The 25,589-nt window shown below is 72.8% G+C and carries 29 protein-coding genes and 2 pseudogenes; 17 read left to right on the top strand and 14 right to left on the bottom strand.

Going from position 1 to position 25,589, the window contains the following annotated elements:
* Positions 1 to 44: 44 nt before the first annotated feature.
* The 4 genes and pseudogenes from OG594_RS47055 to OG594_RS11130 all read right to left on the bottom strand — a co-directional run.
* Positions 45 to 245, bottom strand: a pseudogene (locus OG594_RS47055) (UTRA domain-containing protein); the annotation flags it as partial.
* Positions 229 to 1,068: an alpha/beta fold hydrolase gene (locus OG594_RS11120; RefSeq protein ID WP_266597696.1), complete on the bottom strand. Its 840-nt coding sequence runs from the start codon at positions 1,066 to 1,068 to the stop codon at positions 229 to 231. The pseudogene OG594_RS47055 and the gene OG594_RS11120, both read right to left, overlap by 17 nt.
* Positions 1,065 to 1,463: a DUF1048 domain-containing protein gene (locus tag OG594_RS11125; RefSeq protein WP_266597698.1), complete on the bottom strand. Its 399-nt coding sequence runs from the start codon at positions 1,461 to 1,463 to the stop codon at positions 1,065 to 1,067. The genes OG594_RS11120 and OG594_RS11125 overlap by 4 nt, the downstream gene beginning before the upstream one ends.
* 2 nt (positions 1,464 to 1,465) lie before the next feature.
* Complete coding sequence (locus tag OG594_RS11130) at positions 1,466 to 1,795, bottom strand: PadR family transcriptional regulator (RefSeq protein WP_266597700.1); 330 nt, start codon at positions 1,793 to 1,795, stop codon at positions 1,466 to 1,468.
* A gap of 186 nt (positions 1,796 to 1,981) precedes the next feature.
* Between OG594_RS11130 and OG594_RS11135 the strand changes: the two genes are divergently transcribed.
* From OG594_RS11135 to OG594_RS11145, 3 genes are read left to right on the top strand one after another with little or no spacing between them, the layout of a single operon-like run.
* On the top strand, positions 1,982 to 2,389 hold the full coding sequence (locus OG594_RS11135) for a GntR family transcriptional regulator (RefSeq protein ID WP_266597702.1): 408 nt from the start codon (positions 1,982 to 1,984) through the stop codon (positions 2,387 to 2,389).
* Between the two features lie 5 nt (positions 2,390 to 2,394).
* Positions 2,395 to 3,288 (top strand): ABC transporter ATP-binding protein, encoded by an 894-nt coding sequence (locus OG594_RS11140; RefSeq protein ID WP_266602800.1) that lies wholly within the window; start codon positions 2,395 to 2,397, stop codon positions 3,286 to 3,288.
* Positions 3,285 to 4,319 carry an ABC transporter permease gene (locus OG594_RS11145; RefSeq protein WP_266597704.1) on the top strand — a complete coding sequence of 345 codons (1,035 nt, stop codon included), beginning with the start codon at positions 3,285 to 3,287 and terminating at the stop codon, positions 4,317 to 4,319. The genes OG594_RS11140 and OG594_RS11145 overlap by 4 nt, the downstream gene beginning before the upstream one ends.
* A 63-nt stretch (positions 4,320 to 4,382) precedes the next feature.
* Here the strand turns inward: OG594_RS11145 and OG594_RS11150 are convergent, their stop codons facing one another.
* Positions 4,383 to 5,345 carry a GlxA family transcriptional regulator gene (locus OG594_RS11150; protein ID WP_266597706.1) on the bottom strand — a complete coding sequence of 321 codons (963 nt, stop codon included), beginning with the start codon at positions 5,343 to 5,345 and terminating at the stop codon, positions 4,383 to 4,385.
* Between the two features lie 112 nt (positions 5,346 to 5,457).
* Here OG594_RS11150 and OG594_RS11155 point away from each other — a divergent pair, with 112 nt between their 5' ends.
* Together OG594_RS11155 and OG594_RS11160 are read left to right on the top strand one after the other, a co-directional pair.
* Positions 5,458 to 6,393: an NAD-dependent epimerase/dehydratase family protein gene (locus tag OG594_RS11155; protein WP_266597708.1), complete on the top strand. Its 936-nt coding sequence runs from the start codon at positions 5,458 to 5,460 to the stop codon at positions 6,391 to 6,393.
* A gap of 389 nt (positions 6,394 to 6,782) precedes the next feature.
* Positions 6,783 to 8,096 carry a DUF1906 domain-containing protein gene (locus tag OG594_RS11160; RefSeq protein ID WP_266597710.1) on the top strand — a complete coding sequence of 438 codons (1,314 nt, stop codon included), beginning with the start codon at positions 6,783 to 6,785 and terminating at the stop codon, positions 8,094 to 8,096.
* On the opposite strand, the gene OG594_RS11165 is transcribed toward OG594_RS11160, so the two are convergent.
* From OG594_RS11165 to OG594_RS11175, 3 genes and pseudogenes are all read right to left on the bottom strand, one after another.
* A complete protein-coding gene (locus OG594_RS11165) occupies positions 8,093 to 8,593 on the bottom strand; it encodes a pyridoxamine 5'-phosphate oxidase family protein (protein WP_266597712.1) in 501 nt (166 codons plus the stop codon). The two genes, OG594_RS11160 and OG594_RS11165, sit on opposite strands and share 4 nt — an antisense overlap.
* A gap of 50 nt (positions 8,594 to 8,643) precedes the next feature.
* Positions 8,644 to 9,372 carry a VWA domain-containing protein gene (locus OG594_RS11170; RefSeq protein ID WP_266597714.1) on the bottom strand — a complete coding sequence of 243 codons (729 nt, stop codon included), beginning with the start codon at positions 9,370 to 9,372 and terminating at the stop codon, positions 8,644 to 8,646.
* A 30-nt stretch (positions 9,373 to 9,402) separates the two neighbouring features.
* Positions 9,403 to 9,993 (bottom strand): annotated as a pseudogene (locus tag OG594_RS11175) (acyl-CoA dehydrogenase family protein); the annotation flags it as partial.
* A 42-nt stretch (positions 9,994 to 10,035) separates the two neighbouring features.
* On the opposite strand from OG594_RS11175, the gene OG594_RS11180 reads away from it, so the two are divergent.
* The gene (locus OG594_RS11180) at positions 10,036 to 10,395 is read left to right on the top strand and encodes a flavin reductase family protein (protein WP_266602805.1); all 360 of its coding nucleotides are present in this window, start codon (positions 10,036 to 10,038) and stop codon (positions 10,393 to 10,395) included.
* On the opposite strand, the gene OG594_RS11185 is transcribed toward OG594_RS11180, so the two are convergent.
* A complete protein-coding gene (locus OG594_RS11185; protein ID WP_266597716.1) occupies positions 10,308 to 10,901 on the bottom strand; it encodes a PadR family transcriptional regulator in 594 nt (197 codons plus the stop codon). The genes OG594_RS11180 and OG594_RS11185 overlap by 88 nt on opposite strands.
* A gap of 113 nt (positions 10,902 to 11,014) precedes the next feature.
* On the opposite strand from OG594_RS11185, the gene OG594_RS11190 reads away from it, so the two are divergent.
* The 4 genes from OG594_RS11190 to OG594_RS11205 are packed head-to-tail and all read left to right on the top strand — an operon-like array spanning position 11,015 to position 14,347.
* Positions 11,015 to 12,136 (top strand): LLM class flavin-dependent oxidoreductase, encoded by a 1,122-nt coding sequence (locus OG594_RS11190; protein ID WP_266597718.1) that lies wholly within the window; start codon positions 11,015 to 11,017, stop codon positions 12,134 to 12,136.
* Between the two features lie 3 nt (positions 12,137 to 12,139).
* The gene (locus OG594_RS11195) at positions 12,140 to 12,871 is read left to right on the top strand and encodes a glucose 1-dehydrogenase (protein ID WP_266597720.1); all 732 of its coding nucleotides are present in this window, start codon (positions 12,140 to 12,142) and stop codon (positions 12,869 to 12,871) included.
* A complete protein-coding gene (locus tag OG594_RS11200) occupies positions 12,868 to 13,791 on the top strand; it encodes an alpha/beta hydrolase (protein WP_266597722.1) in 924 nt (307 codons plus the stop codon). The genes OG594_RS11195 and OG594_RS11200 overlap by 4 nt, the downstream gene beginning before the upstream one ends.
* Positions 13,792 to 13,798: 7 nt before the next feature.
* Positions 13,799 to 14,347 (top strand): hypothetical protein, encoded by a 549-nt coding sequence (locus OG594_RS11205; protein WP_266597724.1) that lies wholly within the window; start codon positions 13,799 to 13,801, stop codon positions 14,345 to 14,347.
* Positions 14,348 to 14,363: 16 nt separating this feature from the next.
* Here the strand turns inward: OG594_RS11205 and OG594_RS11210 are convergent, their stop codons facing one another.
* Complete coding sequence (locus OG594_RS11210; protein WP_266597726.1) at positions 14,364 to 14,780, bottom strand: hypothetical protein; 417 nt, start codon at positions 14,778 to 14,780, stop codon at positions 14,364 to 14,366.
* Between the two features lie 46 nt (positions 14,781 to 14,826).
* Between OG594_RS11210 and OG594_RS11215 the strand changes: the two genes are divergently transcribed.
* The gene (locus OG594_RS11215) at positions 14,827 to 15,552 is read left to right on the top strand and encodes a class I SAM-dependent methyltransferase (RefSeq protein WP_266597728.1); all 726 of its coding nucleotides are present in this window, start codon (positions 14,827 to 14,829) and stop codon (positions 15,550 to 15,552) included.
* Here the strand turns inward: OG594_RS11215 and OG594_RS11220 are convergent.
* The 3 genes from OG594_RS11220 to OG594_RS11230 are packed head-to-tail and all read right to left on the bottom strand — an operon-like array spanning position 15,533 to position 18,578.
* Entirely contained in the window at positions 15,533 to 16,537 is a 1,005-nt protein-coding gene (locus tag OG594_RS11220; protein ID WP_266597730.1) for an acyl-CoA dehydrogenase family protein, read from the bottom strand. The genes OG594_RS11215 and OG594_RS11220 overlap by 20 nt on opposite strands.
* On the bottom strand, positions 16,537 to 17,682 hold the full coding sequence (locus OG594_RS11225; protein WP_266597732.1) for an acyl-CoA dehydrogenase family protein: 1,146 nt from the start codon (positions 17,680 to 17,682) through the stop codon (positions 16,537 to 16,539). The genes OG594_RS11220 and OG594_RS11225 overlap by 1 nt, the downstream gene beginning before the upstream one ends.
* Positions 17,682 to 18,578, bottom strand: a complete 897-nt coding sequence (locus OG594_RS11230; protein WP_266597734.1) for an enoyl-CoA hydratase — start codon at positions 18,576 to 18,578, stop codon at positions 17,682 to 17,684. Before OG594_RS11230 ends, OG594_RS11225 begins: the two co-directional genes overlap by 1 nt.
* Positions 18,579 to 18,641: 63 nt before the next feature.
* Between OG594_RS11230 and OG594_RS11235 the strand changes: the two genes are divergently transcribed.
* Genes OG594_RS11235 through OG594_RS11250 form a run of 4 tightly spaced genes read left to right on the top strand, consistent with a single transcriptional unit; the run spans position 18,642 to position 22,419 of the window.
* Positions 18,642 to 19,790: an acyl-CoA dehydrogenase family protein gene (locus OG594_RS11235; protein ID WP_266597736.1), complete on the top strand. Its 1,149-nt coding sequence runs from the start codon at positions 18,642 to 18,644 to the stop codon at positions 19,788 to 19,790.
* Positions 19,787 to 20,569 (top strand): SDR family oxidoreductase, encoded by a 783-nt coding sequence (locus OG594_RS11240; protein ID WP_266597738.1) that lies wholly within the window; start codon positions 19,787 to 19,789, stop codon positions 20,567 to 20,569. Before OG594_RS11235 ends, OG594_RS11240 begins: the two co-directional genes overlap by 4 nt.
* A gap of 47 nt (positions 20,570 to 20,616) precedes the next feature.
* Positions 20,617 to 21,234: a TetR/AcrR family transcriptional regulator gene (locus OG594_RS11245; protein ID WP_266602807.1), complete on the top strand. Its 618-nt coding sequence runs from the start codon at positions 20,617 to 20,619 to the stop codon at positions 21,232 to 21,234.
* A 27-nt stretch (positions 21,235 to 21,261) separates the two neighbouring features.
* Positions 21,262 to 22,419 carry an acetyl-CoA C-acetyltransferase gene (locus tag OG594_RS11250; protein ID WP_266597740.1) on the top strand — a complete coding sequence of 386 codons (1,158 nt, stop codon included), beginning with the start codon at positions 21,262 to 21,264 and terminating at the stop codon, positions 22,417 to 22,419.
* A 51-nt stretch (positions 22,420 to 22,470) separates the two neighbouring features.
* Here the strand turns inward: OG594_RS11250 and OG594_RS11255 are convergent, their stop codons facing one another.
* Positions 22,471 to 23,112: an SIMPL domain-containing protein gene (locus OG594_RS11255; RefSeq protein ID WP_266597745.1), complete on the bottom strand. Its 642-nt coding sequence runs from the start codon at positions 23,110 to 23,112 to the stop codon at positions 22,471 to 22,473.
* A 427-nt stretch (positions 23,113 to 23,539) separates the two neighbouring features.
* Between OG594_RS11255 and OG594_RS11260 the strand changes: the two genes are divergently transcribed.
* The gene (locus tag OG594_RS11260) at positions 23,540 to 23,743 is read left to right on the top strand and encodes a cold-shock protein (RefSeq protein WP_030010141.1); all 204 of its coding nucleotides are present in this window, start codon (positions 23,540 to 23,542) and stop codon (positions 23,741 to 23,743) included.
* Positions 23,744 to 23,844: 101 nt separating this feature from the next.
* Entirely contained in the window at positions 23,845 to 25,527 is a 1,683-nt protein-coding gene (locus OG594_RS11265) for a DEAD/DEAH box helicase (protein WP_266597748.1), read from the top strand.
* Positions 25,528 to 25,589: the final 62 nt, after the last annotated feature.

The following is a 25,589-nucleotide window of genomic DNA, read 5'->3' on the forward strand; positions in this document are numbered from 1 at the left end:
GGGTAGGTGACCGTCAACTCGGTCGGCTCGCCATCGAGTTCGATGATCCTGCGGCGTACCACGACCGTGCTGCCGGCCGTCAGGCCGAGCATGGCGGCGACGGCGGCGGGGGCTGCAGTTCCTCCCGCGTGCAGGATGCGCTGACTGCCCCGCCGCCCGGCCCCCAGGGCCTCTTCCGTCCAGGCGTCCGCCGCGCCGGGCGGGCGCGCGGTCAGGTACGGCAGCGACTTACTGGTCCACTCCATGGCCGCCACGGCATGTGCGTTCCGGGCCGTACGGCGCGCTCGCGGCCAGGGCGGCGACCTCGCGGGCGGCTGTGGCGACGGCCCGGGCGTCCTTCCTCAGGATCGCGCCGTGGTTGCTGGGGACCTTCGCGCTGAGCTGGATGTTCGGCTTGCGCGCGAACACCGGGTCGAGGCCCGCGCGGATGCGTTCCTGCTCGTCGCCCTTGCTCCCGAAGGACGTTCCCGAAGCCAGTACATACCGCACCGGGACGGTGATGGCGTCCAGTACGGGGCCCAGTTCGCGCTCGCGGGCGAGCCGGCCGACCTCGATGTTGCTGGTCGCCATCTCTTCGGCGGTCATCCGCGGGGTCAGGCCCGTCGGGCGCAGCAGTGGCATCAGCCAGCCCATCCGCTTGAAGAACCTGCGGATCCCCTGCTCCATCTCCTCGGTGAGCCAGTCGTACGGCTGGGCGCCGTCCACCAGGACCGCGCCCAGGGCGCGGTCCGGATTGCGGCTCGCCCAGTGGGCCCCGACGAACGCCCCGTAGGACCAGCCCACCACCAGCGCCCGGTCCACCTTCCTGGCCGCGAGCACGGCGTCGACGTCCCGGACGGCCGCCTCGAAGGAGTAGTCGGCCGAGCGCTTCGACTTCCTGCCGCGGGCCCGCTCGTCGTAGGTGATGTGCCGCCACCGGGGACCCAGGTCGGCGATGACGCGCCGCCAGTACCCCTGGGTGGCGAAGTGGCCGTTGAGGTAGACCACGGGTGTGCCGGGGCCGCCGGTGTCGGTGGCGGCCAGGGCCGTGTCGTCGACCGGCACCATGCCGGTCCATAACGCCGTCATGCCGTGCCCCCGGCCGTGCCCCCGGCCGTGTCTTCGGCCTCCTCCGCGCGGGCGAGGGCTTCCGTCAGCTGCTTCTTCGCGCGGGCGGGGACGTAGCCGCCCTCCGAGTAGTTCCGGGCGAACGCGTCGGCGAACTCCACCGGGTCCTCCCCGACGATCTCGCGGATCGGCGTGCCGTCCGCCGCGGCCTGCTCGAAGAGGTCGGCGAGGTCTTCGAACATCGACGCGTTGCTGTCGCCGTCGGTCGGCACGAAGTGCATCAGGTACCGCTCGATCGCCTCGACCGCCGTGCGCCGGCTCGGGGGGAACTCCTTGACGCGCGCCTTGTACGCCCTCCAGCGCTTCTTCGGTCCGATCACCTTCGCGATGAAACCGCTCTGCTCGTCCTCGGACATGGTTACTTGCCCCCTTCGCGGAGCTGGTCCAGTCGTTCCGTGAGGAAGCTCCAGGTCCTCCAGAACTCTTCGAGGTACTCCCGCCCTTCGGCGTTGAGGGAGTACACCTTGCGCGGCGGCCCCTTCTCGGAAGGGACCTTCTCCACGTCGACGAGACCGCGCTTCTCGACCCTGATGAGCAGGGCGTAGACGGTCCCTTCGGCGATGTCGGAGAACCCCTGCTCCCGCAGCCATGCCGTGATCTCGTAGCCGTACGCGGGCCGGCCGGACAGGGTCGCGAGGACGATGCCCTCCAGCGTGCCCTTGAGCATTTCGGTCAGCAGCTTGGGCATGGAACACCTCCTCCCTGAGCTATTCGGTGTTGCTGAATACCGGTACACCGTAACGCTGACTACCGGTATCTAGCAAGACTGAATAGCTCAGGAGGTGGACAACTCCGATCCCTCGGAGGGTGGTTGACAGTCGTCGTATACGTAGAGTCCTATAGTGCTAGGAAGCTAGATGAATAGAGGAGGACAGTGATCGAGTTTCACCTCGATGCCCGGTCCGGCGTCGCTCCGTACATGCAGCTCGTCCACCAGGTGCGACAGGCCCTACGGCTCGGGCTGCTGTCCGAGGGGGACCGGCTGCCGACCGTCAAGGACGTCGCGGCCGGCGTGGCGATCAATCCGAACACCGTGCTCAAGGCCTACCGGGAGCTCGAGTACGAGGGCCTGGTCGCGAAGAAGCCCGGGGTCGGCACCTTCATCTCCGGCACGCTCAGCGACGCCTCGCTCTCCGAACACGAGCCGCTGCGCCGGGAGTTGCAGCTGTGGCTCGACAAGGCGCGGGCCGCCGGGCTGGGCGAGGAGAGCATCGAGGCCCTGTTCCTGAGCACCTTCCGCGCCCGCACCGGTACGGACCCGCACACCGAAGAGGAGAAATGACCGCAATACCCGCAATAGTGGAAGCCCGCGCGCTGGGCAAGCGGTACGGCCGCAAGGAAGCGCTGAGCGACTGCACCCTGAGCGTGCCGTCCGGGCGGGTCGTCGGCCTGGTCGGGCCCAACGGGGCCGGCAAGTCGACCCTGTTGCAGCTGGCCTGCGGGCTGATCGGCCCGACCTCCGGCACCATCGAGGTGCTCGGCGGCCGGCCCGCATCCGGGCCCGAGCAGCTCGCCAAGGTCGGGTTCGTCGCCCAGGACACGCCCACGTACGCCGGGCTGTCCATCGCCGACCACCTGAAGCTGGGCGCCCGGCTCAACCCGGGCTGGGACGCACAGCTGGCGGGAGACCGGATCCGGCAGCTCGGCCTGGACCCCGCCCAGAAGGCGGGCAAGCTCTCCGGCGGCCAGCGCGCCCAGGTGGCGCTGACCCTCGCCGTCGCCAAACGGCCCGAGCTGCTGATCCTCGACGAGCCCGTCGCCGCCCTGGACCCGCTGGCCCGCCGGGAGTTCCTGCAGGGCCTGATGGAGGTCGTCGCCGAACACGGGACCACCGTCGTGCTCTCCTCGCACCTGGTGTCCGACCTGGAACGGGTCTGCGACCACCTGATCTCGCTGGTCGCCTCCCGGGTCCAGGTCGCGGGCGACGTCGACGACCTGCTCGCCACCCACTTCCGGCTCACCACCGCCCGCCGCGACGCGGCCACCCTGCCCCAAGGCATGCAGGTCATCCAGGAGACCCGCACCGAGCGGCAGAGCACCTTCATCGTGCGCTCCGACAAGGCGATCCAGGACCCCTCCTGGGTCCTGGAGCCGCTCAACCTGGAGGACCTCGTCCTCACCTACATGAGCCGGGCCGCGGCCGGGCCCGGCCCCCGACCCACCCGGGAGAACCAGCGATGATCTGGCTGACCTGGCGCCAGTACCGCGTCCAGACCCTCGCCGCGCTCGCCGTCCTGGTCGCGATCGCCGTGTTCCTCGTGGTCACCGGCCTCCAGATGCGCGAGGTCTACGACAGCACCGTCGCCGGCTGCGGCACCGACTGCGAATCGGCGAAGAACGCCCTCGTCGTCGAGTACCAGACCCTGACCTACTACGTCACGAGCCTGCTGCTCGCCACACCCGGCATCATCGGGATCTTCTGGGGCGCCCCGCTGATCGCCCGTGAACTGGAGACCGGCACCCACCGGCTCATCTGGAACCAGAGCATCTCCCGGGGCCGCTGGCTCCTGGTCAAGCTCGGGGCCGTCGGCCTGATCGCCGTCGCCGTTACCGGGGTGCTCAGCCTCCTGGTGACCTGGTGGGCCGGTCCCATCGACCGGGTCAACCTGGACCGGTTCACCGCCCTCATGTTCAGCGGCCGCGGGGTCGTCCCCCTCGGCTACGCGGCGTTCGCCTTCACCCTCGGCGCCTCGGCCGGACTGCTGATCCGGCGCACCGTACCCGCGATGGCCGCGACCCTCGCCACCTTCCTCGCGGTGCAGATCTTCGTGCCCTTCGCGATCCGCCCGCACTTCGTGGCACCGGAGCACACCGACGTCGCGCTCAGCTCCCTCGTCATGGCACCGGTCGGTGGCGGCGAGGAGTCCGGTGCGATGAAGGACGGCTGGAACGCGAACCACATCCAGCTGAAGGGTTCCGGAAACGACGCCCACCTGCGGATTGGGGTGCTCAAGCCCGGCGTCTGGGTCGTGTCCGACCTCGGTGCGGTCCTCGACGCAGCCGGCAAGGAGATCCGCGGTGCCGAGGGCTGCGCGGAGCCCAAGGCGGAACCCTTCGAGTGCTTCGCCACCTCGAAGCACCACATGGAGGTCGACTACCAGCCCGCCGACCGCTACTGGACCTTCCAGTGGATCGAGACCGGGATCTTCCTCGCGCTCTCCGGACTGCTGGCCGGGTTCTGCTCCTGGTGGCTGCGCCGTCGGGCGGCCTGACCGGGATGAGGGGATGAGGGGCGGCCGAAGCCAACGCAACTGGCTTCGGCCGCTCCCTCGACTCTACGGCCGTCGGGCCCGCGCCGCGGCACGGTACGTGCTCGGGGTCAGGCCCGTGTGGCGGGTCAGGTGGGTGCGGAGGGAGTCCGCCGTGCCGAGGTCGCTGCGGGCGGCCACCTGGTCCATCGGGAGGGTGGTGGTCTCCAGGATCTCGCAGGCGCGGTCCAGACGCTGGTGCAGCAGCCACTGGAGGGGGCTGAGGCCCGTTTCGGCGCGGAAGCGGCGGGTCAGGGTGCGGGTGCTCGTGCCCGCATGGCGGGCCAGCTCGGCCAGGGTCGTCGGCTCGTGCAGGCGGGCCAGCGCCCAGGCGCGGGTGGCCACCAGGGAAGTGCCGCGCTCCGGCGGCAGCGGGGTCTCGATGAACTGGGCCTGGCCGCCCGGCCGCACGGGGGCCGCCACGACCAGACGGGCCGTGGCGTTCGCGACGGCGGCGCCGTAGTCGCGGCGCACCAGGTGCAGGCACAGGTCGATCCCGGCCGACATGCCCGCCGACGTCAGCACCCTGCCGTCCTCGACGAACAGCACGGCGGGCACGAGCTCGACCTCGGGGAAGAGCCGCCCGAACTCCGCGGACGCCGACCAGAAGGTCGTGGCGCGGCGGCCTTCCAGGAGACCCGCCTGCGCGAGGACGAAGGCGCCCGTGCAGATGGAGGCGATGCGAGCGCCCCGAGCGGCGGCTGCCCGCAGGGCGTCGAGCACCCGGGGGTCGGGGCCTTCGCGGTCGGCCGTCCCCGTGATCATCACCGTGTCGGCCCGCTCCACCGCCTCCAGGCCGTCCGGCACCACGACGTCCGTGCCGTACCGCGCCTGCACCACGCCGGGGACGAGCGTGCAGACCGTCACCTCGTACGCAGGCTGCCCGCCGAGGGTCGTCGCGCCGAACACCACCCCCGGGATCGACAGGTCGAAGGTGGTGACCGGCGGGCACGCGATGACCGCGACGCGGTGCGGGCGAGTGATCGTCATGGCTCGAATCTCCGGATTGCTGGCATTCCAGCCACTACTGTACGGCCGCGCCCGGAACGAGGGTTGACCCGTCAACGACACCAACTCGCAGTCCCAGCACAGGAGTACAGTCATGGCCCTGCACGTCATCACGGGCGCCGGTGCGATCGGCACCGCCACCGCACGTCTGCTCGCCGCATCCGGTGAGCAGGTCCGCGTCATCACCCGCAGCGGCGGCGGGCCCGATCTTCCGCTCGTCGAGCGGGTCGCCGCCGACAGCACCGACACCGACCGGCTCGCCGAACTGCTGCACGGCGCCCGGACCCTCTACAACGCCGCCGCGCCCGCCTACCAGGACTGGCGGACCGCCTTTCCGCCCCTCGCCGCCTCGCTGCTCGCCGCCGCCGAGCGGACCGGCACCGACTACGTGATGCTGGGCAACGTGTACGGGTACGGAGCCGTCGAAGGCCCCCTCACGCCCGACCTGCCCATGAGGCCCAACTCCGACAAGGGCCGGGTGCGCGCCGCCATGTGGGAAGAGGCGCTGGCCGCGCACCGGGCCGGCCGGGTCCGGGTCGCCGAGGTGCGCGCCGGCGACTTCCTCGGGGCGAACGTCCTCGGACTCGTCCCCCTCCTGGCCGTGCCCGCCGTACTGGCCGGCGAGGAGGCCGTCCTGCCGGTCGGCCTCGACGCGCCGCACGCCTGGTCCTACGCGGACGACGTCGCGCGGACCCTGATCGCGGTCGGCGGGCGGGACGACGGCTGGGGCCGCGCCTGGCACGTGCCCTCCACCTCCGAGCTGTCCCCGAGGCAGCTGATGGGGCGGCTGGCCGAGGCCGCCGGCGCGCCGAGCCCGAGGCTCAGGACCATGACGCCGGAGGAACTCGACGCGGCGGCCGCGGCGGACCCGGTGATGGCCGAGATGCCGGAGATGGCCTACCAGTACGACGGCGAGCTGCGCCTCGACGCCTCCGACACCGAGCGCCTGCTCGGCGTACGGGCCACCGAACTGGACCGTGTGCTCAAGGAGTTGACCTCCACCGGGCCGTCGGTGCGGACGGGGAGCTGAGAGCGGCGGGCGCGGCTTCCCGGGCCGGTGGCGTACCGACCGACGGGCCGGGCCCGATTCGCTCGTGCGGGTGACCCGACGGGGGAGGGCGGGGGACCGCGGGGGAGGGCGGGGGACGCTCCTGACGGGCGTGCCGGGCGCACGGAGGGAAGGAACGAATCCTCGCAACCGACCCGGCCGGGCCCGTGAGGACCGGCCGGGCCCTGGGGGGTGTCTCGTCGATTGGGTCGGATCGGGGAGCGGGGTCTGGCGCCGGCATCGCACGACGGACGAGGGAGTCCATGCGGAGCATCGACGACCGGGGACAAGACACCCCCTGGGCCGGACGGAGCATCTGCGCGGCCTCTGCGCACAGTTGAGGAGCCCCCCGTCTGGTACCCATCTGGATCATGGCCCCCATCCGAATGCTGCTGAGCGGCCTGCTCGGCGCCGCGCTGCTGCTCCCCGTCCAGTCCTACGCCGGCGCCGACGACGGCCGTACCCGGACCGTCGACTACCGCGGCCTGCGCGTCGCCCTCCCGGCCGACTGGCGGGTCGTCGACCTCGACCGGAACCCCGACGCGTGCCTGCGCCTCGACCTGCCCACCCTGTACCTCGGCCACGCCGGCACCCAGACCGAGTGCACCGGCCGGGCCGTCGCCGACCGGGCCGACACCCTGCACCTCGAACCCCTCGACGGGGCCCCGGAGCGCGCCGACATCCCGACCGTCGCCGTCGACTCCTGGAACGTGCTGCGCGAGGTCCCGCCCCGCTCCGACAGCAACGAGCTGCGGTACGCCCTGCGCCGCTCCGCCGTCATGGCCACCGTCTCCTACGGGGCCGCGCCCGACGCCGTGCGCACGGTCCTGGCGCAGGCCCGCGCCGTGGCGCCGCCGCCCGCCCCGGCTCCCGCCCCGGCCCCCACTCCGGCCCCCACCCCGCCCGTGCCGGCCGCCGGCGGCGCGGGGCCCCGTGGCACCCAGGAGCCCTTCAAGGGCGAGGGCTTCGACACCTGTACCGCCCCCACCCAGAAGGCCATGGACACCTGGCGGGCCGATTCCCCCTTCGGTGCGATCGGCGTCTACATCGGGGGCCGGGCCCGGGCCTGCGCCCAGCCGCGGCTCACGGCCCGCTGGGTGGAGCGGCAGGCCGCCGCGGGCTGGCACCTGATGCCGATCTGGGTGGGCCCGCAGCCCTGGCACAACGCCGCCACCGGGCTGTCCACCGACCCCTCCGAGGCCAACGGGCAGGGCCGGGAGGCCGCCGAGGGCGCGGTGGAGGCGGCCCGCTCGCTGGGCCTGGCCGGGGGCACGGTGCTCTACAACGACCTGGAGAACTACACGGACCGCGCCACTTGGGACGCCCCGGTCGTGGCCTACCTGACCGCCTGGACCGACCGGCTGCACGAGCTGGGCTTCCGCGCCGGCGCCTACGTCGCCGTGAGCTCCGGGGTCAAGGCGCTGAGCGCCCACTACCACCAGGCCCCCCGGGCCATGCCGGACGTGCTCTGGGCCGCCCGCTGGAACCTCTCGGCCTCCGTCTCCGACACCGACATGGGCCTGAAGAAGGGCACCGCGAAGTGGGCCGGCCCGCGCCGGGCCCACCAGTTCCGCGGCGACCACGACGCCACCTACGGCGGGATCACCCTCACCATCGACCGCAGCTGGCTGGACGTGAACCCCGCCGCCCTCGGCCCGATCGGCGGCCTGCCCCGGCTGAGCTAGTCCTCGCGCGGTGGTTCGTCGTCGTCGCCCCGGCGCAGGGTGCGCAGGCCGTGCTCCGGGGTCCACGACCGCACCACCAGCTCCTCGCCCTGCACACGGACGTGGACGACCTCCGTCAGATCGGCGTGGAAGAGGTGGAACGGGTGCGGGGTCTCGGTCTCCTCCGCGTACCGGTGCAGTTCGGGCGGGTCCACGAGCTCCACCGCGCGCCCGGAGATCCGTACGTCCCCGTGGGGCATCTCCTCGCCCGCGCCCGGGTTGCTGTGCAGGGCGAAGCGCGGGTCGTGCTGGAGGTCCCGGGCCTTCATCGAGCCGAACATCATGCCGAGCCACAGCTCCCCGCCCCGGATGTCGACGTTCAGCCCGGTCGCCCGGGGCGAGCCGTCCTTGCGGAGGGTGGCCAGGACGTGGTGGGGGTACTGCGCGAAGCGGGCCTGGACGGCCGCAGCGAACTCCGGCTCCGCCTTCTCGAAGACTGCCCAGCTGGTATGCGTCATGCGTCCATCAAAGCGCGGGCACCTGCGGGCACAGGTCAGGCGCGCACAGGTCAGGCGCGCACGATGCCCGCACTGCGCGCCGCCGCCAGCCAGGCCGGGAAGTCCCCGACCAGGCGGTCGTACAGGTCGCCGTCCGGCACCCTGCGCGGGTCCTGCCCCGCATGGAAGTAGCCCGCGTTGTCCACGGCCCGCTGCGCCGGGACGGGCAGCTCGTCCAGCCGGCGCAGGAAGTCGAACTGCGTGCTGCGGGTGTTGCCGAAGCCGACGAACTGCCAGAAGAGCGGCAGCCGGGCCGCCTTGCACAGGTACCGTTCGGCCGCGAGCTTGTTGATCGGCCCGCCGTCGGTCTGGAAGACGACCAGGGCGGGGGCCGTCGCCCCCGAGTCCAGGTAGTGGTCGATGACCGCGTCCATCGCCGCGTGGTAGGCCGTCTTGCCCATGTGGCCCAGCCGGGAGGCGATCTCGGTGACCCGGCCCTCGTGTTCGGCCAGGGAGATCTCCTCCACCGCGTCGACCTCGGTGGAGAAGAAGACCACCGGCACCCGGGCGTCGTCGTCCAGGTGCGCGGAGAGCCCCAGCACCCGGTCCGCGAGGGCCTGCACGCTGCCGTCCGCGTAGTACGGCTTCATCGACCCGGAGTAGTCCAGCACCAGGTAGACCGCGGCCCGGCCGCCCTCCAGGCCGTACTTGCGCAGGGAGACCCCGGCGCTCTTGTAGAGGCTCACGAGCGCCGGAGCCGTCTCCTCGACCTTGCGGAGGTTGATCGCACTGCCCGTCATGGGGCGAGGGTACGGGAGTGCGTGGGCCCGTCAGCCCGTCTCCGTGAAACCGAGGTCGGCCGCCAGCCGCGCCCGGTGGGCGGCCGGCGCGCCGAGCAGGAGGGCGGAGCCGTGGGCGCGCTTGAAGAACTCGTGCGCCTCGTGCTCCCAGGTGATGCCGATGCCGCCGTGCAGCTGGATCATCTCCCCGGCCACGTACGAGAACGCCTGCGAGCAGGCCGACTTCGCGGCGGCCGCGAGGCGCGGCGGGGCCCCGGCGGCAGACTCCCCTCGGGCCGCGCGCCGCAGTTCGGTCTTCAGCAGCTTGCCGCCCGCGTTGCGCGGGAGCTCCGGCAGCCGGGTGAAGCGCCGCGGCACCTTGAAGTTGGCCAGCCGTTCCCGGGTCCAGGCGGTCAGTTCCGCGGCCGTGACGGGGGCGGAGGTGACCACGTAGGCCACGCCGACCTCGCCGAGCCGCTCGTCGGGGGCGCCGACGACGGCCGCGTCGGTGATGGCGGGGTGGGTCAGCAGGACGTTCTCCACCTCCGCCGGATAGGCGCTGAAGCCGCCGACCACGTACATGTCCTTCAGCCGGTCGGTGATCGAGAGGTAGCCGCGCGCGTCCAGCACGCCGATGTCCCCGTCTGCTTCTGCCCCGCCCGCACCTCGGCCACCTGGCCGCGGATCGAGGCCGCCGGGGCCTTCGCCGTCAACATCCTGGCCGCCGACCAGGAGGAGCTGTGCCGCCGGTTCGCCGTCACGGGCGGGGACAAGTTCGCCGGCGCGCCCCGGCGTGCGGGCGGCAACGGAGCGCCCCTGCTCGACGGGGTCCTCGCGAGCGTCGAATGCGATCTGGAGGGCGTGCTGGACGGCGGTGACCACGTCATCGCGCTCGGTCGGGTCACCGGCCTGGCCGCGCACCGCGACGGGCCGCCGCTGCTGTACTTCCGGCGCTCCTACGGCAGTTTGCCGCGCCCCGCGCGCTCGTCGAGCGCGTCGATGTCTTCGAGCATCCGTGCCGCGAGGTCGCGCTCGGAGGCGTAGTACCGCTCGGCCCACTTGAGGGTGAGCGTCGGGTACGCCCAGGCGCTCTCGTCCTTCGAGCCCTCCGCGTCGGCCGCCGCGCGACGGTGCATCTTCTCCGCGAACTCCTGGTGTTGGACGAGGACTTCGCGCATCTGCTCGGGCTCCAGCAGGTGGCCCAGCCACAGGCGGAGCATCGGCCCGTGCTTGAGGACGGGCGGGTCGACGGGGGCCTCGCGGGCCCACTCCCGTACGGCCGTCATGCCCTCGTCCGTGATCCGGTAGACCCGCTTGTCGCGCGTCCCGGTGTCTTGGGCGACCATCCGCGAGGACGCGTAGCCCGCCTTCTCCAGGCGCTTGAGCTCGCTGTAGATCTGGCTGAACGACGGGCTCCAGTAGAAGAACCGCAGCGACCAGTCCGACCACTTCTTCAGGTCGTAACCGGAGAGCTCCTCTCCGAAGGAGAGCAGTCCGAGCACCGCCCAGCTGGTCGCGGGGAGCGCGCGCTTGTTCGTCTCGTCTGCCACGCAGCGCAGTCTACGACCGGTCCTCACGGCACCCTTCCCCCTCAGAGATACGCCTGCTAGAAGTATTCCGATTAGAAATAACTGTTCGAAACACTGCACGGAGGGACCTCACCGTGAAGTTCTCGATGATCTTCGAGGCGCAGCTCGTCGACCCCACCCCCGAACGCGAACGCCAGGTCATCCACGACTGCGTCGAACAGGCCGTCCACGCCGAGGAGATGGGCTTCGACCGGATCTGGGCCGTCGAGCACCACTCCCTGACCCAGTACGCGCACATGAGCGCCTCCGAGATCTTCCTGACCTGGGTGGCCGCCCGCACGCGCCGGATCCGCATCGGCCACGGAGTCGTCACCATGCCGTTCGGCTACCAGCACCCGGTGCGCGTCGCCGAGCGCGCCGCCATGCTCGACGTGCTCTGCGGCGGCCGCGTCGACATCGGCGCCGGGCGCGGCGCCACCCGCCAGGAGATGTCCATGTACGGGGTCCGGCCCGAGGACACCTACCCGCAGATGGAGGAAGCCCTGCGGATCTTCTCCTCGGCCTGGAAGGAGGAGACCTTCGAATGGCACGGCTCCCTCGACATCGGCCCCGGCGCGATCTTGCCCCGCCCGGTCCAGGACCCGCACCCGCCGCTGTTCATGGCCTGCTCCCAGCACGACACCCTCAAGCTGGCCGCCGAGCTCGGCATCGGGGCCCTGGTGATGGGCTTCGCCGGCGCCGACGACGTCCGCGCCATGCGCAAGGTCTACGACGAGGCCATCGCCACGCGCAGCGGCGAGCGCCTGGTCTCCACCGAGGTCAACGACCACCTCTCCGCCCTCTGCCCGACCATCGTCCTCGACGACGCCGAGCGGGCCCTACGGCTGGGTACGCGCGGGCAGCGCTTCTTCGCCGAATCCATCGCGCACTGGTACGGGAACGGCCCCGAGCCGACCGGGTACGCGGAGGAAGAGGACCACGTGGCGGCCCTGGCCAAGGGCCGGGAGGAGCTCGTCGCCAAGCTGCACGGGGCGAACGTCCCCGCCCGCCCCGTCGACACCGGCACCTACAACGCCGAGCACGCGTACGGCAGCGCCGAGACCGCCATCGCCTACGTCGAGCAGCTCCGCGAGATCGGCGTCGACGAGGTGATGTGCCTGATCCAGATGGGCACCGTCCCCCAGGAAGCGTGCATGGAGACCATCCGCCAGTGGGGCGAGAAGGTCATCCCGCACTTCCGCGCGCTGGAGGGCTGAGCCGTGGGGGAGCAGCTCGACGGGAAGGTCGTCGTGATCACCGGCGCCGGGCGCGGCCAGGGCGCCGCCGAGGCCCGGCTGTGCGCGGAGGCGGGGGCCCGGGTCGTCGTCACCGACGTACGGGAGGACGAGGGCCGGGCGGTGGCCGCCGAACTCGGCGACCAAGGACTGTACGTCCGCCACGACGTGGCCGACGCGGCGAGCTGGGCGAGGGTGATGGAACGGTCGGTCCGCGCCTTCGGCACGGTTTCGGCACTGGTCAACAACGCGGCCCTGTGGCGCACCGCCCACGTGGAACGGCAACGGCTGGAGGACTTCGAAGCGCTCCTGCGGGTCAACCTGCTCGGCCCGTTCCTCGGCATCCAGGCGGTCGCGCCGGTGCTGCGGGCGGGCGGCGGCGGCTCGATCGTCAACATCTCCTCCACCGCCGGACTGGTCGGGATACCGGGCCACGCCGCCTACGGATCCACCAAGTTCGCACTGCGCGGACTGACCCGGTCGGCGGCGCTCGACCTCGCCGGGGACCGGATCCGGGTCAACTCGGTGCACCCGGGGGCCATCGACACCCCGATGGTGGCCGGGGCGGTGGCGGGCCGGGACTGGTCGCACGTACCGCTGGGTCGCATCGGCCGCCCGGAGGAGGTCGGGCAGCTGGTCCTCTTCCTCTGCTCGGACGCGTCCTCGTACGTGACGGGCAGCGAGTTCACCGTGGACGGGGGGATGACGACGGCATGAGCGACCTCCGTGCGCCCGACCCCCTCTCACCGCAGGCCCGGCGGCTGTGCGACGCGATGACCGCCGGCTTCCCGGGGCCGGGCGACGTCCGCGCCCTCCGGGCGGCCGCGGCGTCCGGGTCCGGCCGCGAGGGCCCGGCCGTGGCTTCGGTGTCCGACGCCGTCGCGGGCGGGGTCCCGGTCCGCGTCTACGACCCCGCGCCCGGCCGGTCCGACCGCCCCCTGGTGCTCTTCCTGCACGGCGGCGGCTGGGTGATGTGCGGCCCGGACACCCACGACGCGACCTGCCGCTCCCTGGCCGTGGCCGCGGGCGCGGTGGTCGTCGCGGCCGACTACCGACTGGCCCCGGAACACCCCTGGCCGGCGGCGCCGGACGATGCGCTGACGGTCTTGCTCTGGGCGCGGGAGCGGGCCCGCGCGCTCGGCTGCGACCCCGGCCGGGTGGTGCTGGCGGGAGACTCCAGCGGCGGCAACCTCGCGGCCGTGACGGCGCTGCGCGCGCCCGAACTCGTCGCGGGACAGGTGCTGTTCTATCCGCCGCTGGACGCCCGGATGGACTCCGCCTCCGTGGAGACGTACGCGGAGGGCTACTTCCACACCGCCGCCCACATGGCCTGGTACTGGGACAGCTACGGCGGCGACCCGGAGCACCCGCACGTCTCGCCGCTGCGCGCCCCCGACCTGTCGGGCCTGCCGCCCGCCCTGATCGTCCTCGCCGACTGCGACGTGCTGCGCGACGAGGGCCTCGCGTACGCCCGCCGGCTGGCGGCGGCCGGCGTCGACTGCACGCTCCAGCTCCACCCGGGGGTCTTCCACGGCTTCCTGGGCCTGCCGCTGCCGGCGGGCGCCGCTGCGCTCCGGGCGGCCGCGGCCTGGGTGGCGGGGGTGGGAAGGACGGGGCTGCCGACCTCCCAGGCATGATGTGTCCATGACTGAACTGATACGGAGAGTGCCCGGCGCGGCCTTGCGCGTCGGCCTCCTCCTGGCGGTGGAGTCCGGTGCGATCTGGCTGCTCAGGGGACCCGGGGAAGCCTGGATCCCGGTCCTGCTGGCCGTCTTCGTCGTCGGCGCGGCCGTACCGCACGGCACCGGCGCGGAGTTCGTCGCCCGTACCAGCGTCGCGCTCCTCGCCGTCGGCATCGCGGTGGCCGGCGGGACCACCTGGGACCGGCACACCCTCCACGACCGCGGCCGGGAGGAACGGGCGGTCGTCCTCGAGCGGACCGCGGCGCAGGACGGCTCGACCTCCACCCCGTCGCTGCGGCTGCGCACGGAGGCCGGCCGGGACCTGCACGGCCCGGTGGAGGAGGACCTCCCGGTCGGCGCCCGGCTCACCGTGACGGTGGACCCCGACGGCCCGGCCTGGACCGTGGGCGGCCGCCCGGACCGCCCGCTCTGGCCGGCGGCCGCCACCGGGGCCCTGCTCCTCCTCCAGACCGCCCTCGTCGGACGACTGTCCCTGCGCCCCCGATCCTGAAGGCGACGGGAGGTGCCTACTCGATCGTGTAGGAGCAGCCCTTCACGGTCGTGACGCCGTCGCTCTCCGCGACCTTCTTCCCGTCGACCTTGATGGCGCACGGGGCCTGTTGCAGCTTGCCGTCGGCGCCCGTGATCGTGCCCGGGACCACGTTCACGAGGTAGCCCACCTTCTGTTCCGCGGCGGTGAGTTCCGCGGTGCCGCTCTTCGACCACGGCAGGGTCTGCTGCTCGAAGCCGCTGCCGATGCCGCTGTACATGACGGCCGTCTCTCCGGTGCCGCCGACCTCCAGCGTCACCTCGTGGGTGGCGCCGCCGGCCGCGCGCTCTCCCCGGCCGGCTTCGGCTTCGGATCCGCGCTCCCGCAGCCGGTGAGCAGTGCCGCCGCCGCTGCGCACGCGGTCACTGCGGCCGTCGTCCTTCGCATGGTGCAAGTACTCCGATCTTGTTACCGATTGTGTGATCGAAAACAATGGACGCATGACCACACGTGCCCGTTCCTTCGACGCAGCGGCCGCTTCGTACGCGGCCCACCGCCCCAGCTACCCCCCGGCCCTCTTCGACGCCGTCGAGTCCCTCACCGGGCGGCCGCTCGCCGGGGCCCGGGTGGCCGACGTAGGAGCCGGGACCGGAATCGCCACCGCGCTCCTGCACGAGCGCGGGGCCGAGGTCCTCGCCGTGGAGCCCGGGGACGGAATGGCCGCCGAGTTCCGCCGCACGTACCCCGGGATCCCGATCGTGCGCGGCGACGGGGACCGGCTGCCGCTGGCCACCGGCTCCCTCGACCTGATCACCTACGCCCAGGCCTGGCACTGGACCGACCCGGCCCGCTCCGTGCCCGAGGCCCGCCGGGTGCTGCGGCCCGGCGGCGCGCTCGCGATCTGGTGGAACGACGCGGACGCCACCGTCCCGTGGATCGCCGAACAGGAGGAGCGGCTCCGGGTCTTCTTCGAGGCCAAGGGGGAGACCCACCGCACCCTGCCCGAAGGGCTCGGCGAGTTCACCGGCCGGTCGGTGACGTGGACCCGGCGCATCACGCTGGACGACCACCTCGCCAACCTAGCCAGCCACTCCGCCTTCCTGGTCCTCGGCGAGGAACGCACCCGCGCGTACTTCGCGCAGGAGCGGGAACTGCTGGCCCCGCTCTTCCCGGACGGCACCGTCGAGGAGCAGTACGTCGTGAACCTCAGCGTCGCGGTGGTGTGAGGGACCGCAGGACCTCGGCCCGGCAGGCCGACGGCGTTCCCCAGGCGTCCCGCAGCGGTCGGGCCTTGCGCAGCCACAGGGACAGGTCCAACTCCTCGGTGTAGCCCACCGCACCGTGGAGCTGGAGCGCCGTCATGGCCGCCCGGTAGGACGCCTCGCCGGCCGCCAGTTTCGCCGCCGCCACCTCGCCCGGGCCCGGCGACAGCGCCGCCGCCCACACCAGCGGGCGGGCGAACTCCAGGTCGAGCAGGGTGTCCGCCAGCCGGTGCTTCACCGCCTGGAAGCCGCCGATCGGCGTCCCGAACTGCGTGCGCTGCTTCGCGTACTCCACCGTCCTGGCCAGCAGCGCCTCGCCGACGCCCAGGCACTGGGCGGCCGTCAGCAGCCGGGCCCAGCGGCCGGCCGCCTCGGCCGCCCGGGCCACCGCCGGGCCCGCCGCCAGCAGTTCGCCCCCGTCATCCCCGCCGGCCGGCGGGAGGGACAACCGGCGCGCGGGGTCCGTCGACCGGACCGGTTCGTGCGGACCGCCCCGCAATCGCAGTTCGCCCGCCCGCGACACCGTGAAGCAGTACGTCGCCGCGTCCGCGTCCAGCGCGTACGGGCTCCCGTCCGGCAGGGTCAGCGTGGCCGAGGCCTCGCCCTGCGCCAGCCCCGGCAGGAACCGCTTGGCGAGCGCCTCGTCCGCCAGTTCCGCCAGCAGCACCGACACCGCGGCGCTCTCCACCACCGGCCCCGGCACCCCGGCCCGGCCCAGCTCCACGAAGCCGAGCGACAGCTCCAGCGGGAGCAGGCCCGCCCCCTCGTACGCCTCCGGGACGGCCAGCGCGAACAGGCCCGTCCCCGCGAGCCGGGACCACAGGGCCCGCCCGGGGGCGGCGTCGCCGTCCGCCCAGGCCCGTACCGCCGCCGGGACCCGTGCCGAGCCCAGCAGGGAGCGCAGCGTACGGGCGAAGTCCGACTGCTCGTCGGTCAGCAGGAAGCGCATCAGCGGCGGCCCTTCGGCAGGCCGAGCAGCCGCTCGGCGATGATGTCGCGCTGGATCTCGTTCGTCCCTGCGTAGATCGGCCCGGCCAGCGAGAAGACCCACGGCTCGGCCCACTCGCCCTCCGCGAGCTCCGCGTCCGCGCCCAGCAGGTCCAGCGCCGTCTCGTGCAGGGCGATGTCGTACTGCGACCAGAACACCTTGTTCAGGCTGGACTCGGCGCCGATCGCGGCGCCCGCCGCGAAGCGGGAGGCGTTCGCCCAGGTGAACAGCTCGTACGCGCGCGCCCCCACCACCGCGTCCGCCACCCGGTCGCGCAGCGCGGTGTCGGACGGATCCCCGTGCCCGCGCCACAGCCCGACCAGCCGGTTGGCCGCGGCCAGGAAACGGCCCGGGGAGCGCAGGGTCAGCCCGCGCTCGTTGCCGGTCGTCGACATGGCGATCCGCCAGCCCTGCCCCGGCTCCCCGATCACGTCCTCGTCCGGTACGAACACCTGGTCCAGGAAGAGCTCCGCGAAGGCGGGCTTCCCGTCGAGCCGGCCGATGGGCCGCACCGTCACCCCCGGCGCCCGCAGGTCGAACATCAGGTACGTCAGCCCCTGGTGGGGTTTGGGGGCGTCCGGGTCGGTGCGGAAGATCCCGAAGGCGCGGTCTGCGAAGGCCGCCCGCGAGGACCAGGTCTTCTGCCCCGTCAGCAGCCAGCCGCCCTCCGCGCGGACCGCCCGCGACGTCAGCGACGCCAGGTCGGACCCCGACTCGGGCTCCGACCAGGCCTGCGCCCAGATCACCTCGCCGCTCGCCATCGACGGCAGCACCCGCGCCCGCTGCTGCGCGTCCGCGTGGTCGAAGAGGGTGGGGGCGAGGAGGTTGATGCCGTTCTGCGAGACCCGGCCGGGAGCGCCCGCGGCCCAGTACTCCTCCTCGAAGACCAGCCACTTGACGATGTCCACGCCCCGGCCCCCGTACTCCTCGGGCCACGAGACCACCGACCAGCGGTCCGCGTGCAGCACCGCCTCCCACTCCCGGTGCGCCGCGAAGCCCTCTGCCGTCTCCAGGGAGGGCAGGGGCCGGGCCGGGACGTGGGCGCGGAGCCAGGTGCGGGCCTCGGCCCGGAAGGACTCCACGTCCGCCGTGTGCGCGAGTTCCATCAGGTGTTCGCCTCCTTCAGGGCGGCCATGTTCACGCCGCCGAGCGAGTCCGCCGCCGTCTCCGCGTTGTGCGCGTGGGCGAGGTGGTGCAGGCCGAACACCGAGTCCATGCCGGTGTGCAGGCCCTGGAGGTCCTCGGCCTGGTTGACGGCCCGCTTGGTCAGCGCCAGTCCGAAGGCGGGCATCCCGGCGATCCGCAGCGCCAGCCGCTCGGTCTCGGCGCCCAGCTCAGCCGCTTCCACGACCCGGTTGACCATGCCGACCTCGTACGCGCGCCGGGCGGGCATCCGGTCGCCGGTGTAGAGGAACTCCTTCGCGATCCGCGGCGGCATCGCCCACGGGTGCGCGAAGTACTCGACCCCGGGGATGCCCATCCGTACGACCGGGTCCGCGAAGAAGGCGTCCTCGCTCGCCACGATCAGGTCGCAGACCCAGGCCAGCATCAGCCCGCCCGCCACGCAGGCCCCGTGCACCGAGGCGATCACCGGCTTCGGCAGCTCCCGCCAGCGCCGGCACATCCCCAGGTACACCTCCGACTCGCGCGCGAAGCGGGACTCGGCGCCCGGCCGCCCGGTGTGGTCCCACCACAGACCGGCCCGCCGCTCGAAGGGCAGGTGGGCGTCGCGCCCGGGGGTGCCGATGTCGTGGCCGGCGGAGAAGTGCTCGCCGGCCCCGGCGAGGACGACCACCCGCACCTCGGGGTCCTCGGCGGCCCGGTAGAAGGCGTCGTCCAGCGCGTACGTCATCGCGCTGTTCTGCGCGTTGCGGTAGCGGGGGCGGTTCATGGTCACGTACGCGACCGGGCCGCGGCGCTCGTACAGCACGGGTGCGTCGTCGGGATCGTCGGGCGAGCCGTCGTCGGGCGAGCCGTCGTCGGGCCTGCGGTCGTCGGGCATGCGGCGTCCATCCTTCACGAGCGAAGCTTCCCTAACAAGTGTTTGGTAGGTTAACGTACGGCCATGAGCAGCGTCGAGGAGTTCCGCACCGAGGTCCGGGGGTGGCTACGGGCCCACCTCACCGGCGAGTTCGCCGACCTCAAGGGCCGCGGCGGCCCCGGCCGGGAGCACGAGGCCTTCGCGGAACGCCTCGCCTGGGAGCGCCACACGGCGGCCCACGGCTGGACCTGCCTCGGCTGGCCCGTTGAGCACGGCGGCCGCGGCGCGTCCGCCGCCGAGCAGATCGCCTTCCACGAGGAGTACGCCCTCGCCGGCGCCCCCGCCCACGTGGGCCACATCGGCGAACAGCTCCTCGGACCGACCCTCATCGACCACGGCACCGAGGCGCAGAAGCGCCGCTTCCTGCCGCCCATCCGGGCCGTGGAGGAGCTGTGGTGCCAGGGCTACAGCGAACCCGGAGCCGGCTCCGACCTCGCCGCCGTCCGCACCCGCGCCACCCTCCGGGACGGGCAGTGGACCGTCGACGGCCAGAAGACCTGGACCTCGCTCGCCCGCGCCGCCCAGTGGTGCTTCGTCCTCGCCCGCACCGAACCCGGCTCGCGCCGCCACGCCGGCCTCTCCTACCTCCTGGTCCCCATGGACCAGCCCGGGGTCGAGGTCCGCCCGATCGTGCAGCTCACCGGCACCTCCGAGTTCAACGAGGTCTTCTTCGACGGCGCCCGCACCGACGCCGCCCACGTCGTCGGCGCCCCCGGCGACGGCTGGCGCATCGCCATGGCCACCCTCGGCTACGAGCGCGGCGTCTCCACCCTCGGCCGGCAGGTCGGCTTCCGCCGCGAGCTCGAAGCCCTCGTCGCCCTCGCCCGCACCAACGGCGCCCTCGCCGACCCACTGATCCGCGACCGCCTCGTCCAGGCCTGGATCGGCCTGGAGACCATGCGCGCCACCGCCCTGAACCCCGCCACCGCGCCCTCCACCGCCGAGCTGTACTGGTCCCGCTGGCACCGCGACCTCGGCGAACTCGCCATGGACGTCTGCGCCGCCCCCTCGCTCCTCGCCGACGGCGCGCACGGGGACCCGTACGAACTCGACGACTGGCAGCGGCTCTTCCTCTTCTCCCGCGCCGACACCCTCTACGCGGGCTCGGACGAGATCCAGCACACCCTCATCGCCGAGCGGATCCTCGGCCTTCCCAAGGAGGTACGGGCGTGACCACCCCCGACTACGTCGCCGGGCACGGACTGTTGAAGGACCGCACCGCCGTCGTCACCGCCGCCGCCGGGGCAGGGATCGGCGGCGCCACCGCCCGCCGCCTCCTGGAGGAGGGCGCCCGCATCGTCATCGGCGACGCCCACGCCCGCCGCCTGAAGGAGACCGAGGAGGCGCTCGCCGCCGAGTTCGGCGCGGACCGCATCACCTCCCTGCCCTGCGACGTCACCGACGAGGACCAGGTCCGGGCCCTCTTCGACCTCGCCGAGCACACCCACGGCCGCCTCGACGTCGTCGTCAACAACGCCGGCCTCGGCGGCACCGCCGCCCTCGTCGACATGACCGACACCCAGTGGTCCCGCGTCCTCGACGTCACCCTGAACGGAACCTTCCGCTGCACCCGCGCCGCCCTGCGCGCACTCAAGGCCTCGGGCGGCGGCGGAGTGATCGTCAACAACGCCTCCGTCATCGGCTGGCGCGCCCAGACCGGCCAGGCCCACTACGCCGCCGCCAAGGCCGGGGTGATGGCCCTGACCCGCTGCGCGGCCCTGGAGGCCGCGGAGTTCGGCGTACGCGTCAACGCGGTCGCCCCGAGCCTGGCCATGCACCCGCACCTGGTGAAGGTCACCAGCGAGGAGCTCCTGGCCGAACTCACCGCCCGCGAGGCCTTCGGCCGGTACGCCGAACCCTGGGAGGTCGCCAACGTCATCGTCTTCCTGGCCAGCGCCTACTCGTCGTACATGACCGGCGAAACGGTGTCCGTCAGCAGCCAGCACGCCTAGGGGGTGTCTTGGCCGAGAATGGACGCGTGCCAACGAACAAGCCGACAGTGCCGACGACCAAGAAGAAGCCGCAGGTGACGGCCTCCCCCGAGCGGCGTCGCGAACTCCTCGACACCGCCGCCGAGGTCTTCGCCGCGCAGGGCTACAACGCCACCACCGTCCGCAAGATCGCCGACGCCGCCGGCATGCTCGCCGGCAGCCTCTACTACCACTTCGATTCCAAGGAATCGATGCTCGACGAGATCCTCTCGGCCTTCCTGACCGAACTGTGGGACGGCTACGACACCGTCCTCGCCGCAGGTCTCGACCCCAGGCAGACCATCGAGGCCCTCGTCACCGAGTCCTTCCGGGAGATCGACCGGCACCGCGCCGCCGTCGCCATCTACCAGAAGGAATCCCGCACCCTCTCCGCACAGCCCCGCTTCCACTACCTGTCCGACTCGCAGCAGAAGTTCGAGAAGGCCTGGCTCGGGACCCTGGAGCGCGGGGTCGCGGCCAAGGTCTTCCGCGCCGACCTCGACATCCGCCTCACCTACCGCTTCGTGCGCGACACGGTGTGGGTGGCGGCCTCCTGGTACCGGCCGGGCGGACAGCACAGCCCCGAGGAGATCGCCCGCCAGTACCTGTCGATGGTGCTGGACGGGATCGCACTGCGCCCCACCTGACCCGACCCGACCGTCCGAGGAGACCCGATGCCCGAGGCCTACATCGTCGATGCGGTACGCACCCCCGTGGGGCGGCGGAACGGCGGCCTGTCCGCCGTCCACCCGGCCGACCTGGGCGCACACGTCCTGAAGGCACTGATCGAGCGGTCCGGGGTGGACCCGGCCGCCGTGGAGGACGTGGTGTTCGGCTGCCTCGACACGGTGGGGCCGCAGGCCGGGGACATTGCCCGGACGGCCTGGCTGGCGGCCGGCCTGCCCGAGGAGGTGCCCGGGGTCACCGTCGACCGCCAGTGCGGGTCCTCGCAGCAGGCCGTGCACTTCGCGGCGCAGGGCGTCCTGTCGGGCACCCAGGACCTGGTGGTCGCGGGCGGCACCCAGAACATGTCGATGATCCCGATCGCCTTCGCCTCGCGGCAGGCGGCGGAGCCGCTCGGCCTCACCGAGGGGCCCTACGCGGGCTCGGCGGGCTGGCGGGCCCGGTACGGGGACGCCCCCGTGAACCAGTTCCACGGCGCCCAGCTGATCGCGCAGAAGTGGGGGATCACCCGGCAGGACATGGAGGAGTTCGCCCTGCGTTCCCACCGGCGGGCGGTCCGGGCCATCGACGAGGGCCGCTTCGCGCGCGAGACGGTGGCGTACGGGGAGGTGCGCGTGGACGAGGGCCCGCGCCGGGACACGACCCTGGAGAAGATGGCCACCCTGAAGCCGGTGGTCGAGGGCGGCACCATCACGGCGGCCGTCTCCTCCCAGGTCTCCGACGGGGCGGCGGCCATGTTGATCGCCTCCGAGCGGGCGGTGCGGGAACACGGCCTGCGACCGCGCGCCCGCATCCACCACCTCTCGGTACGGGGCGAGGACCCCATCCGCATGCTGTCCGCGCCGATCCCCGCCACGGCGTACGCACTGAAGAAGACCAGCATGTCGCTGGCCGACATCGACCTGGTGGAGATCAACGAGGCGTTCGCCCCGGTGGTGTTGGCCTGGCTGAAGGAGACCGGGGCCGACCCGGAGCGGGTCAACGTCAACGGCGGCGCGATCGCGCTCGGCCACCCGCTGGGGGCGACCGGGGTGAAGCTGATGACCACCCTCCTGCACGAACTGGAACGCACCGGCGGCCGCTTCGGCCTCCAAACCATGTGCGAGGGCGGCGGCCAGGCCAACGTGACGATCATCGAGCGGCTGTAGGCCTCCCGGGCACGGCGCCGGTCCCCGCCCGGGTCCCGGCCCGGGGTGCGGTCACTCCGGGAGCAGGGCGAAGCCGAGGAGGACGGCCGCCTCGACGCGTACCGAGCCCGGGGTGAGGGCGCCGTCGTCTTCCGGATCCCCGCCCCTGCGGCGGCCGTGGCTGTAGCCGCCCATCGACTCCGGGTCGACGTCCTCGATGTGGATGACCGGCCCCAGCCGCACCCCGCACGCCTGCGCGTACACCTCGGCCTTGCGCCGGGCGGCCGCCACCGCCCGACACCGGGCCTCGTCCCGCATGGCGGGCTTGTCCTCCACCTCGAACCGCACGGAGTCGACCCGGTTCGCACCGGCCGTGACCGCGTCCTCGATCAGGAGCTCCAACTGGGCCAGCGCCTCCGTCCGCACGGTGTACGTGGCCACGCAGCCGTAGCCGAGGAAGGTCTTGTCCGCGCCGTAGCCGTTGTACTGCGAGGTGAGCTGGAGCCGCGACCCGGACACGTCCGAGTCCGGTATGCCGTGCTCGCGCAGGACCTCCCGCAGCCGGGTGACCGCCGCGCCCGCCTCGGCGAAGGCCGCCTTCGGCGTCGGGGCGATGAGGTCGACCGCCAGGTCCACGTGGGCGAGACGGGGTTCGGCGGACACGCTGCCCGCGCCGAGCACACTGAGCCCCCAGGGCTCTTTGATCGCTGCCATCCCATGATCAAACCAGCCGGGGCGGGCAGCCGCCAGGTACTTCCGCCCCGTACCGGCCCGTGCGTACCGCCCGCCCGGTCCGACCCGTGCGGATGAATCTTTTTCGCCGAGGGCGGAGCCGGGCCGGTGGGCGGGGGCGGGCGTCCGGAAGGCCCGGGACCGGCCACGACCCAAGGGGGACGGGGGTTCCGGCTCGCTGGCCGGCCCACCGGGCCGGTCGGTACACCGCAGGTCGGCGGGGTGGAGGGCGCAGGTCACACTCCTCGGCCCGGGACTCCCCGCAGCGAGGTGTGCTAGCTTAGAGCTCGTTGCAGTTGTGGTACCCATGAACTTTATGTGCGCCTGACGGGAATGTTCCTCAGGCGCTTTTATTGTTTTGCCGGAATCTCCGGATGGGGCCCTTTGCCGCCTATTCAGGAGATTTAAAATGGCACTTGGCACCGTGAAGTGGTTCAACTCGGAAAAGGGCTTCGGCTTCATCGAGCAGGACGGTGGCGGCCCGGACGTCTTCGCCCACTACTCGAACATCGCCACCCAGGGCTTCCGTGAGCTCCAGGAGGGCCAGCGCGTGTCCTTCGACGTCACGCAGGGCCAGAAGGGCCCCCAGGCGGAGAACATCATCCCCGCCTAAGTTCTTCAGCATGCCGGGGTCCGCACCGCGAGGTGCGGGCCCCGGCTTGTCTGCTGTCTCGACCTTTGTTTTACCTGCCGGTTTCAGGAGGGCTTTCTCGCATGACCAGCTCCAGCTCCGCACGACCCAGCCGCCGCCCCACCCGGGGTCGAGGTGCGGCCCAGGGGCGTCCGAAGTCTGGCGCGGGACGGCAGAAGTCCGCGCCCGTCGCCCGGCCCCAGGAATTCACCATGCCCGAGCCGATCGCCCCGGCGCTGCCGCCGGTCGAGTCGTTCGGGGACATGGACATGCCCGAGGCGCTGCTGAAGACCCTCGCCGCCCAGGGCGTCACCGAGCCGTTCCCGATCCAGGCCGCGACGCTGCCGAACTCCCTCGCCGGCCGTGACCTGCTCGGCCGCGGCCGCACCGGCTCCGGCAAGACGCTGGCCTTCGGCCTGGCGCTGCTGGCCCGTACCGCCGGCCGCCGCGCGCAGCCGAAGGCGCCGCTCGCGCTGGTCCTCGTACCGACCCGCGAGCTCGCGCAGCAGGTCACCGACGCCCTGGCCCCGTACGCCACGGCCGTCAACCTGCGCATCGCGACCGTCGTCGGCGGCATGTCGATCAACCGGCAGTCGGGCGCCCTGCGCCGCGGTGCCGAGGTGCTCGTCGCCACCCCCGGCCGCCTGAAGGACCTCATCGACCGCGGTGACGCCGACCTCTCGCAGGTCTCCATCACCGTCCTCGACGAGGCCGACCAGATGACCGACATGGGCTTCATGCCGCAGGTCACGGCGCTGCTCAAGCAGGTCGAGCCGGGCGGCCAGCGGATGCTGTTCTCGGCGACGCTGGACAAGAACATCGACAAGCTCGTCAAGATGTTCCTGACCGACCCGGTCGGCCACTCCGTCGACCCGTCGGCCGGTGCGGTCACCACCATGGAGCACCACGTCCTGTACGTCATGGACGAGACCGACAAGAAGGCCGTGGCGACGCGCATAGCCGCTCGCGACGGCCGGGTGATCATGTTCGTCGACACCAAGCGCGGGGTCGACCGCATGGTCAAGAAGCTCCTCGCCGACGGAGTGCGCGCCTCCGGCCTGCACGGCGGCCGCTCCCAGCCGCAGCGCAACCGCACCCTCGACTGGTTCAAGACGGGCGAGGTCACCGCGCTGGTCGCCACCAACGTCGCGGCCCGCGGCATCCACATCGACGACCTCGACCTCGTCGTCAACGTGGACCCGCCCACCGACCACAAGGACTACCTGCACCGCGGCGGCCGTACCGCCCGTGCCGGTGAGTCCGGCAGCGTCGTCACCCTGGTCCTCCCCGACCAGAAGCGGGACATGACCCGGCTGATGTCGGACGCCGGGATCTCCCCGCGCACCGCGCAGATCAAGTCCTCCGACGAGGAACTGGCCCGGCTGACCGGCGCCAAGGAGCCCTCGGGCATCCCGGTCGTGCTGGAGGTTCCGCAGCCGACCGCGCCCAAGCCGCGTTCCGGCTCCGGTTCGGGCTCCGGCTCGCGCCGCCGCTCGGGCGGCGGGCCGCGCACCGGTGCCGCCACGGGCGGCGCTCCGGCGGCCGGCGGTCGTAGCCGTCGTTCCGGCGGGGGCGCCTCCGGGCAGGCCCCGGCGGCCTCCGGTTCGGGCCAGGCCCGGCGCGGCGGCCAGGGCGGCGGCGCTGCGGCCGGTGGCTCCGGCGAGCGCAGCCGGCGCGGGACGGGCGGCGCCGGTGGTGGCGCGGCCGCGGCTTCCGCACGCAGCCGGGTCGGCTCCGGAGGCCAGGGCCGCCGCCGGGCGGTCTGACCCCCAGGGCACACGTACGCACGGCTACGCCGGGCAGCGCACCGCGCGCTGCCCGGCGTAGC

The organism is Streptomyces sp. NBC_01214 (assembly GCF_026340975.1).
In the GTDB taxonomy this organism is placed as follows: domain Bacteria; phylum Actinomycetota; class Actinomycetes; order Streptomycetales; family Streptomycetaceae; genus Streptomyces.

What these genes read in the sequence shown, in the direction of transcription:
- OG594_RS11120 (WP_266597696.1), bottom strand. Translation starts at nt 1,068, where the DNA reads ATGACGGCGTTATGGACCGGCATGGTGCCGGTCGACGACACGGCCCTG.
- OG594_RS11125 (WP_266597698.1), bottom strand. Translation starts at nt 1,463, where the DNA reads ATGTCCGAGGACGAGCAGAGCGGTTTCATCGCGAAGGTGATCGGACCG.
- OG594_RS11130 (WP_266597700.1), bottom strand. Translation starts at nt 1,795, where the DNA reads ATGCCCAAGCTGCTGACCGAAATGCTCAAGGGCACGCTGGAGGGCATC.
- OG594_RS11145 (WP_266597704.1), top strand. Translation starts at nt 3,285, where the DNA reads ATGATCTGGCTGACCTGGCGCCAGTACCGCGTCCAGACCCTCGCCGCG.
- OG594_RS11150 (WP_266597706.1), bottom strand. Translation starts at nt 5,345, where the DNA reads ATGACGATCACTCGCCCGCACCGCGTCGCGGTCATCGCGTGCCCGCCG.
- OG594_RS11155 (WP_266597708.1), top strand. Translation starts at nt 5,458, where the DNA reads ATGGCCCTGCACGTCATCACGGGCGCCGGTGCGATCGGCACCGCCACC.
- OG594_RS11160 (WP_266597710.1), top strand. Translation starts at nt 6,783, where the DNA reads ATGGCCCCCATCCGAATGCTGCTGAGCGGCCTGCTCGGCGCCGCGCTG.
- OG594_RS11165 (WP_266597712.1), bottom strand. Translation starts at nt 8,593, where the DNA reads ATGACGCATACCAGCTGGGCAGTCTTCGAGAAGGCGGAGCCGGAGTTC.
- OG594_RS11170 (WP_266597714.1), bottom strand. Translation starts at nt 9,372, where the DNA reads ATGACGGGCAGTGCGATCAACCTCCGCAAGGTCGAGGAGACGGCTCCG.
- OG594_RS11200 (WP_266597722.1), top strand. Translation starts at nt 12,868, where the DNA reads ATGAGCGACCTCCGTGCGCCCGACCCCCTCTCACCGCAGGCCCGGCGG.
- OG594_RS11205 (WP_266597724.1), top strand. Translation starts at nt 13,799, where the DNA reads ATGACTGAACTGATACGGAGAGTGCCCGGCGCGGCCTTGCGCGTCGGC.
- OG594_RS11215 (WP_266597728.1), top strand. Translation starts at nt 14,827, where the DNA reads ATGACCACACGTGCCCGTTCCTTCGACGCAGCGGCCGCTTCGTACGCG.
- OG594_RS11220 (WP_266597730.1), bottom strand. Translation starts at nt 16,537, where the DNA reads ATGCGCTTCCTGCTGACCGACGAGCAGTCGGACTTCGCCCGTACGCTG.
- OG594_RS11225 (WP_266597732.1), bottom strand. Translation starts at nt 17,682, where the DNA reads ATGGAACTCGCGCACACGGCGGACGTGGAGTCCTTCCGGGCCGAGGCC.
- OG594_RS11230 (WP_266597734.1), bottom strand. Translation starts at nt 18,578, where the DNA reads ATGCCCGACGACCGCAGGCCCGACGACGGCTCGCCCGACGACGGCTCG.
- OG594_RS11235 (WP_266597736.1), top strand. Translation starts at nt 18,642, where the DNA reads ATGAGCAGCGTCGAGGAGTTCCGCACCGAGGTCCGGGGGTGGCTACGG.
- OG594_RS11250 (WP_266597740.1), top strand. Translation starts at nt 21,262, where the DNA reads ATGCCCGAGGCCTACATCGTCGATGCGGTACGCACCCCCGTGGGGCGG.
- OG594_RS11255 (WP_266597745.1), bottom strand. Translation starts at nt 23,112, where the DNA reads ATGGCAGCGATCAAAGAGCCCTGGGGGCTCAGTGTGCTCGGCGCGGGC.
- OG594_RS11260 (WP_030010141.1), top strand. Translation starts at nt 23,540, where the DNA reads ATGGCACTTGGCACCGTGAAGTGGTTCAACTCGGAAAAGGGCTTCGGC.
- OG594_RS11265 (WP_266597748.1), top strand. Translation starts at nt 23,845, where the DNA reads ATGACCAGCTCCAGCTCCGCACGACCCAGCCGCCGCCCCACCCGGGGT.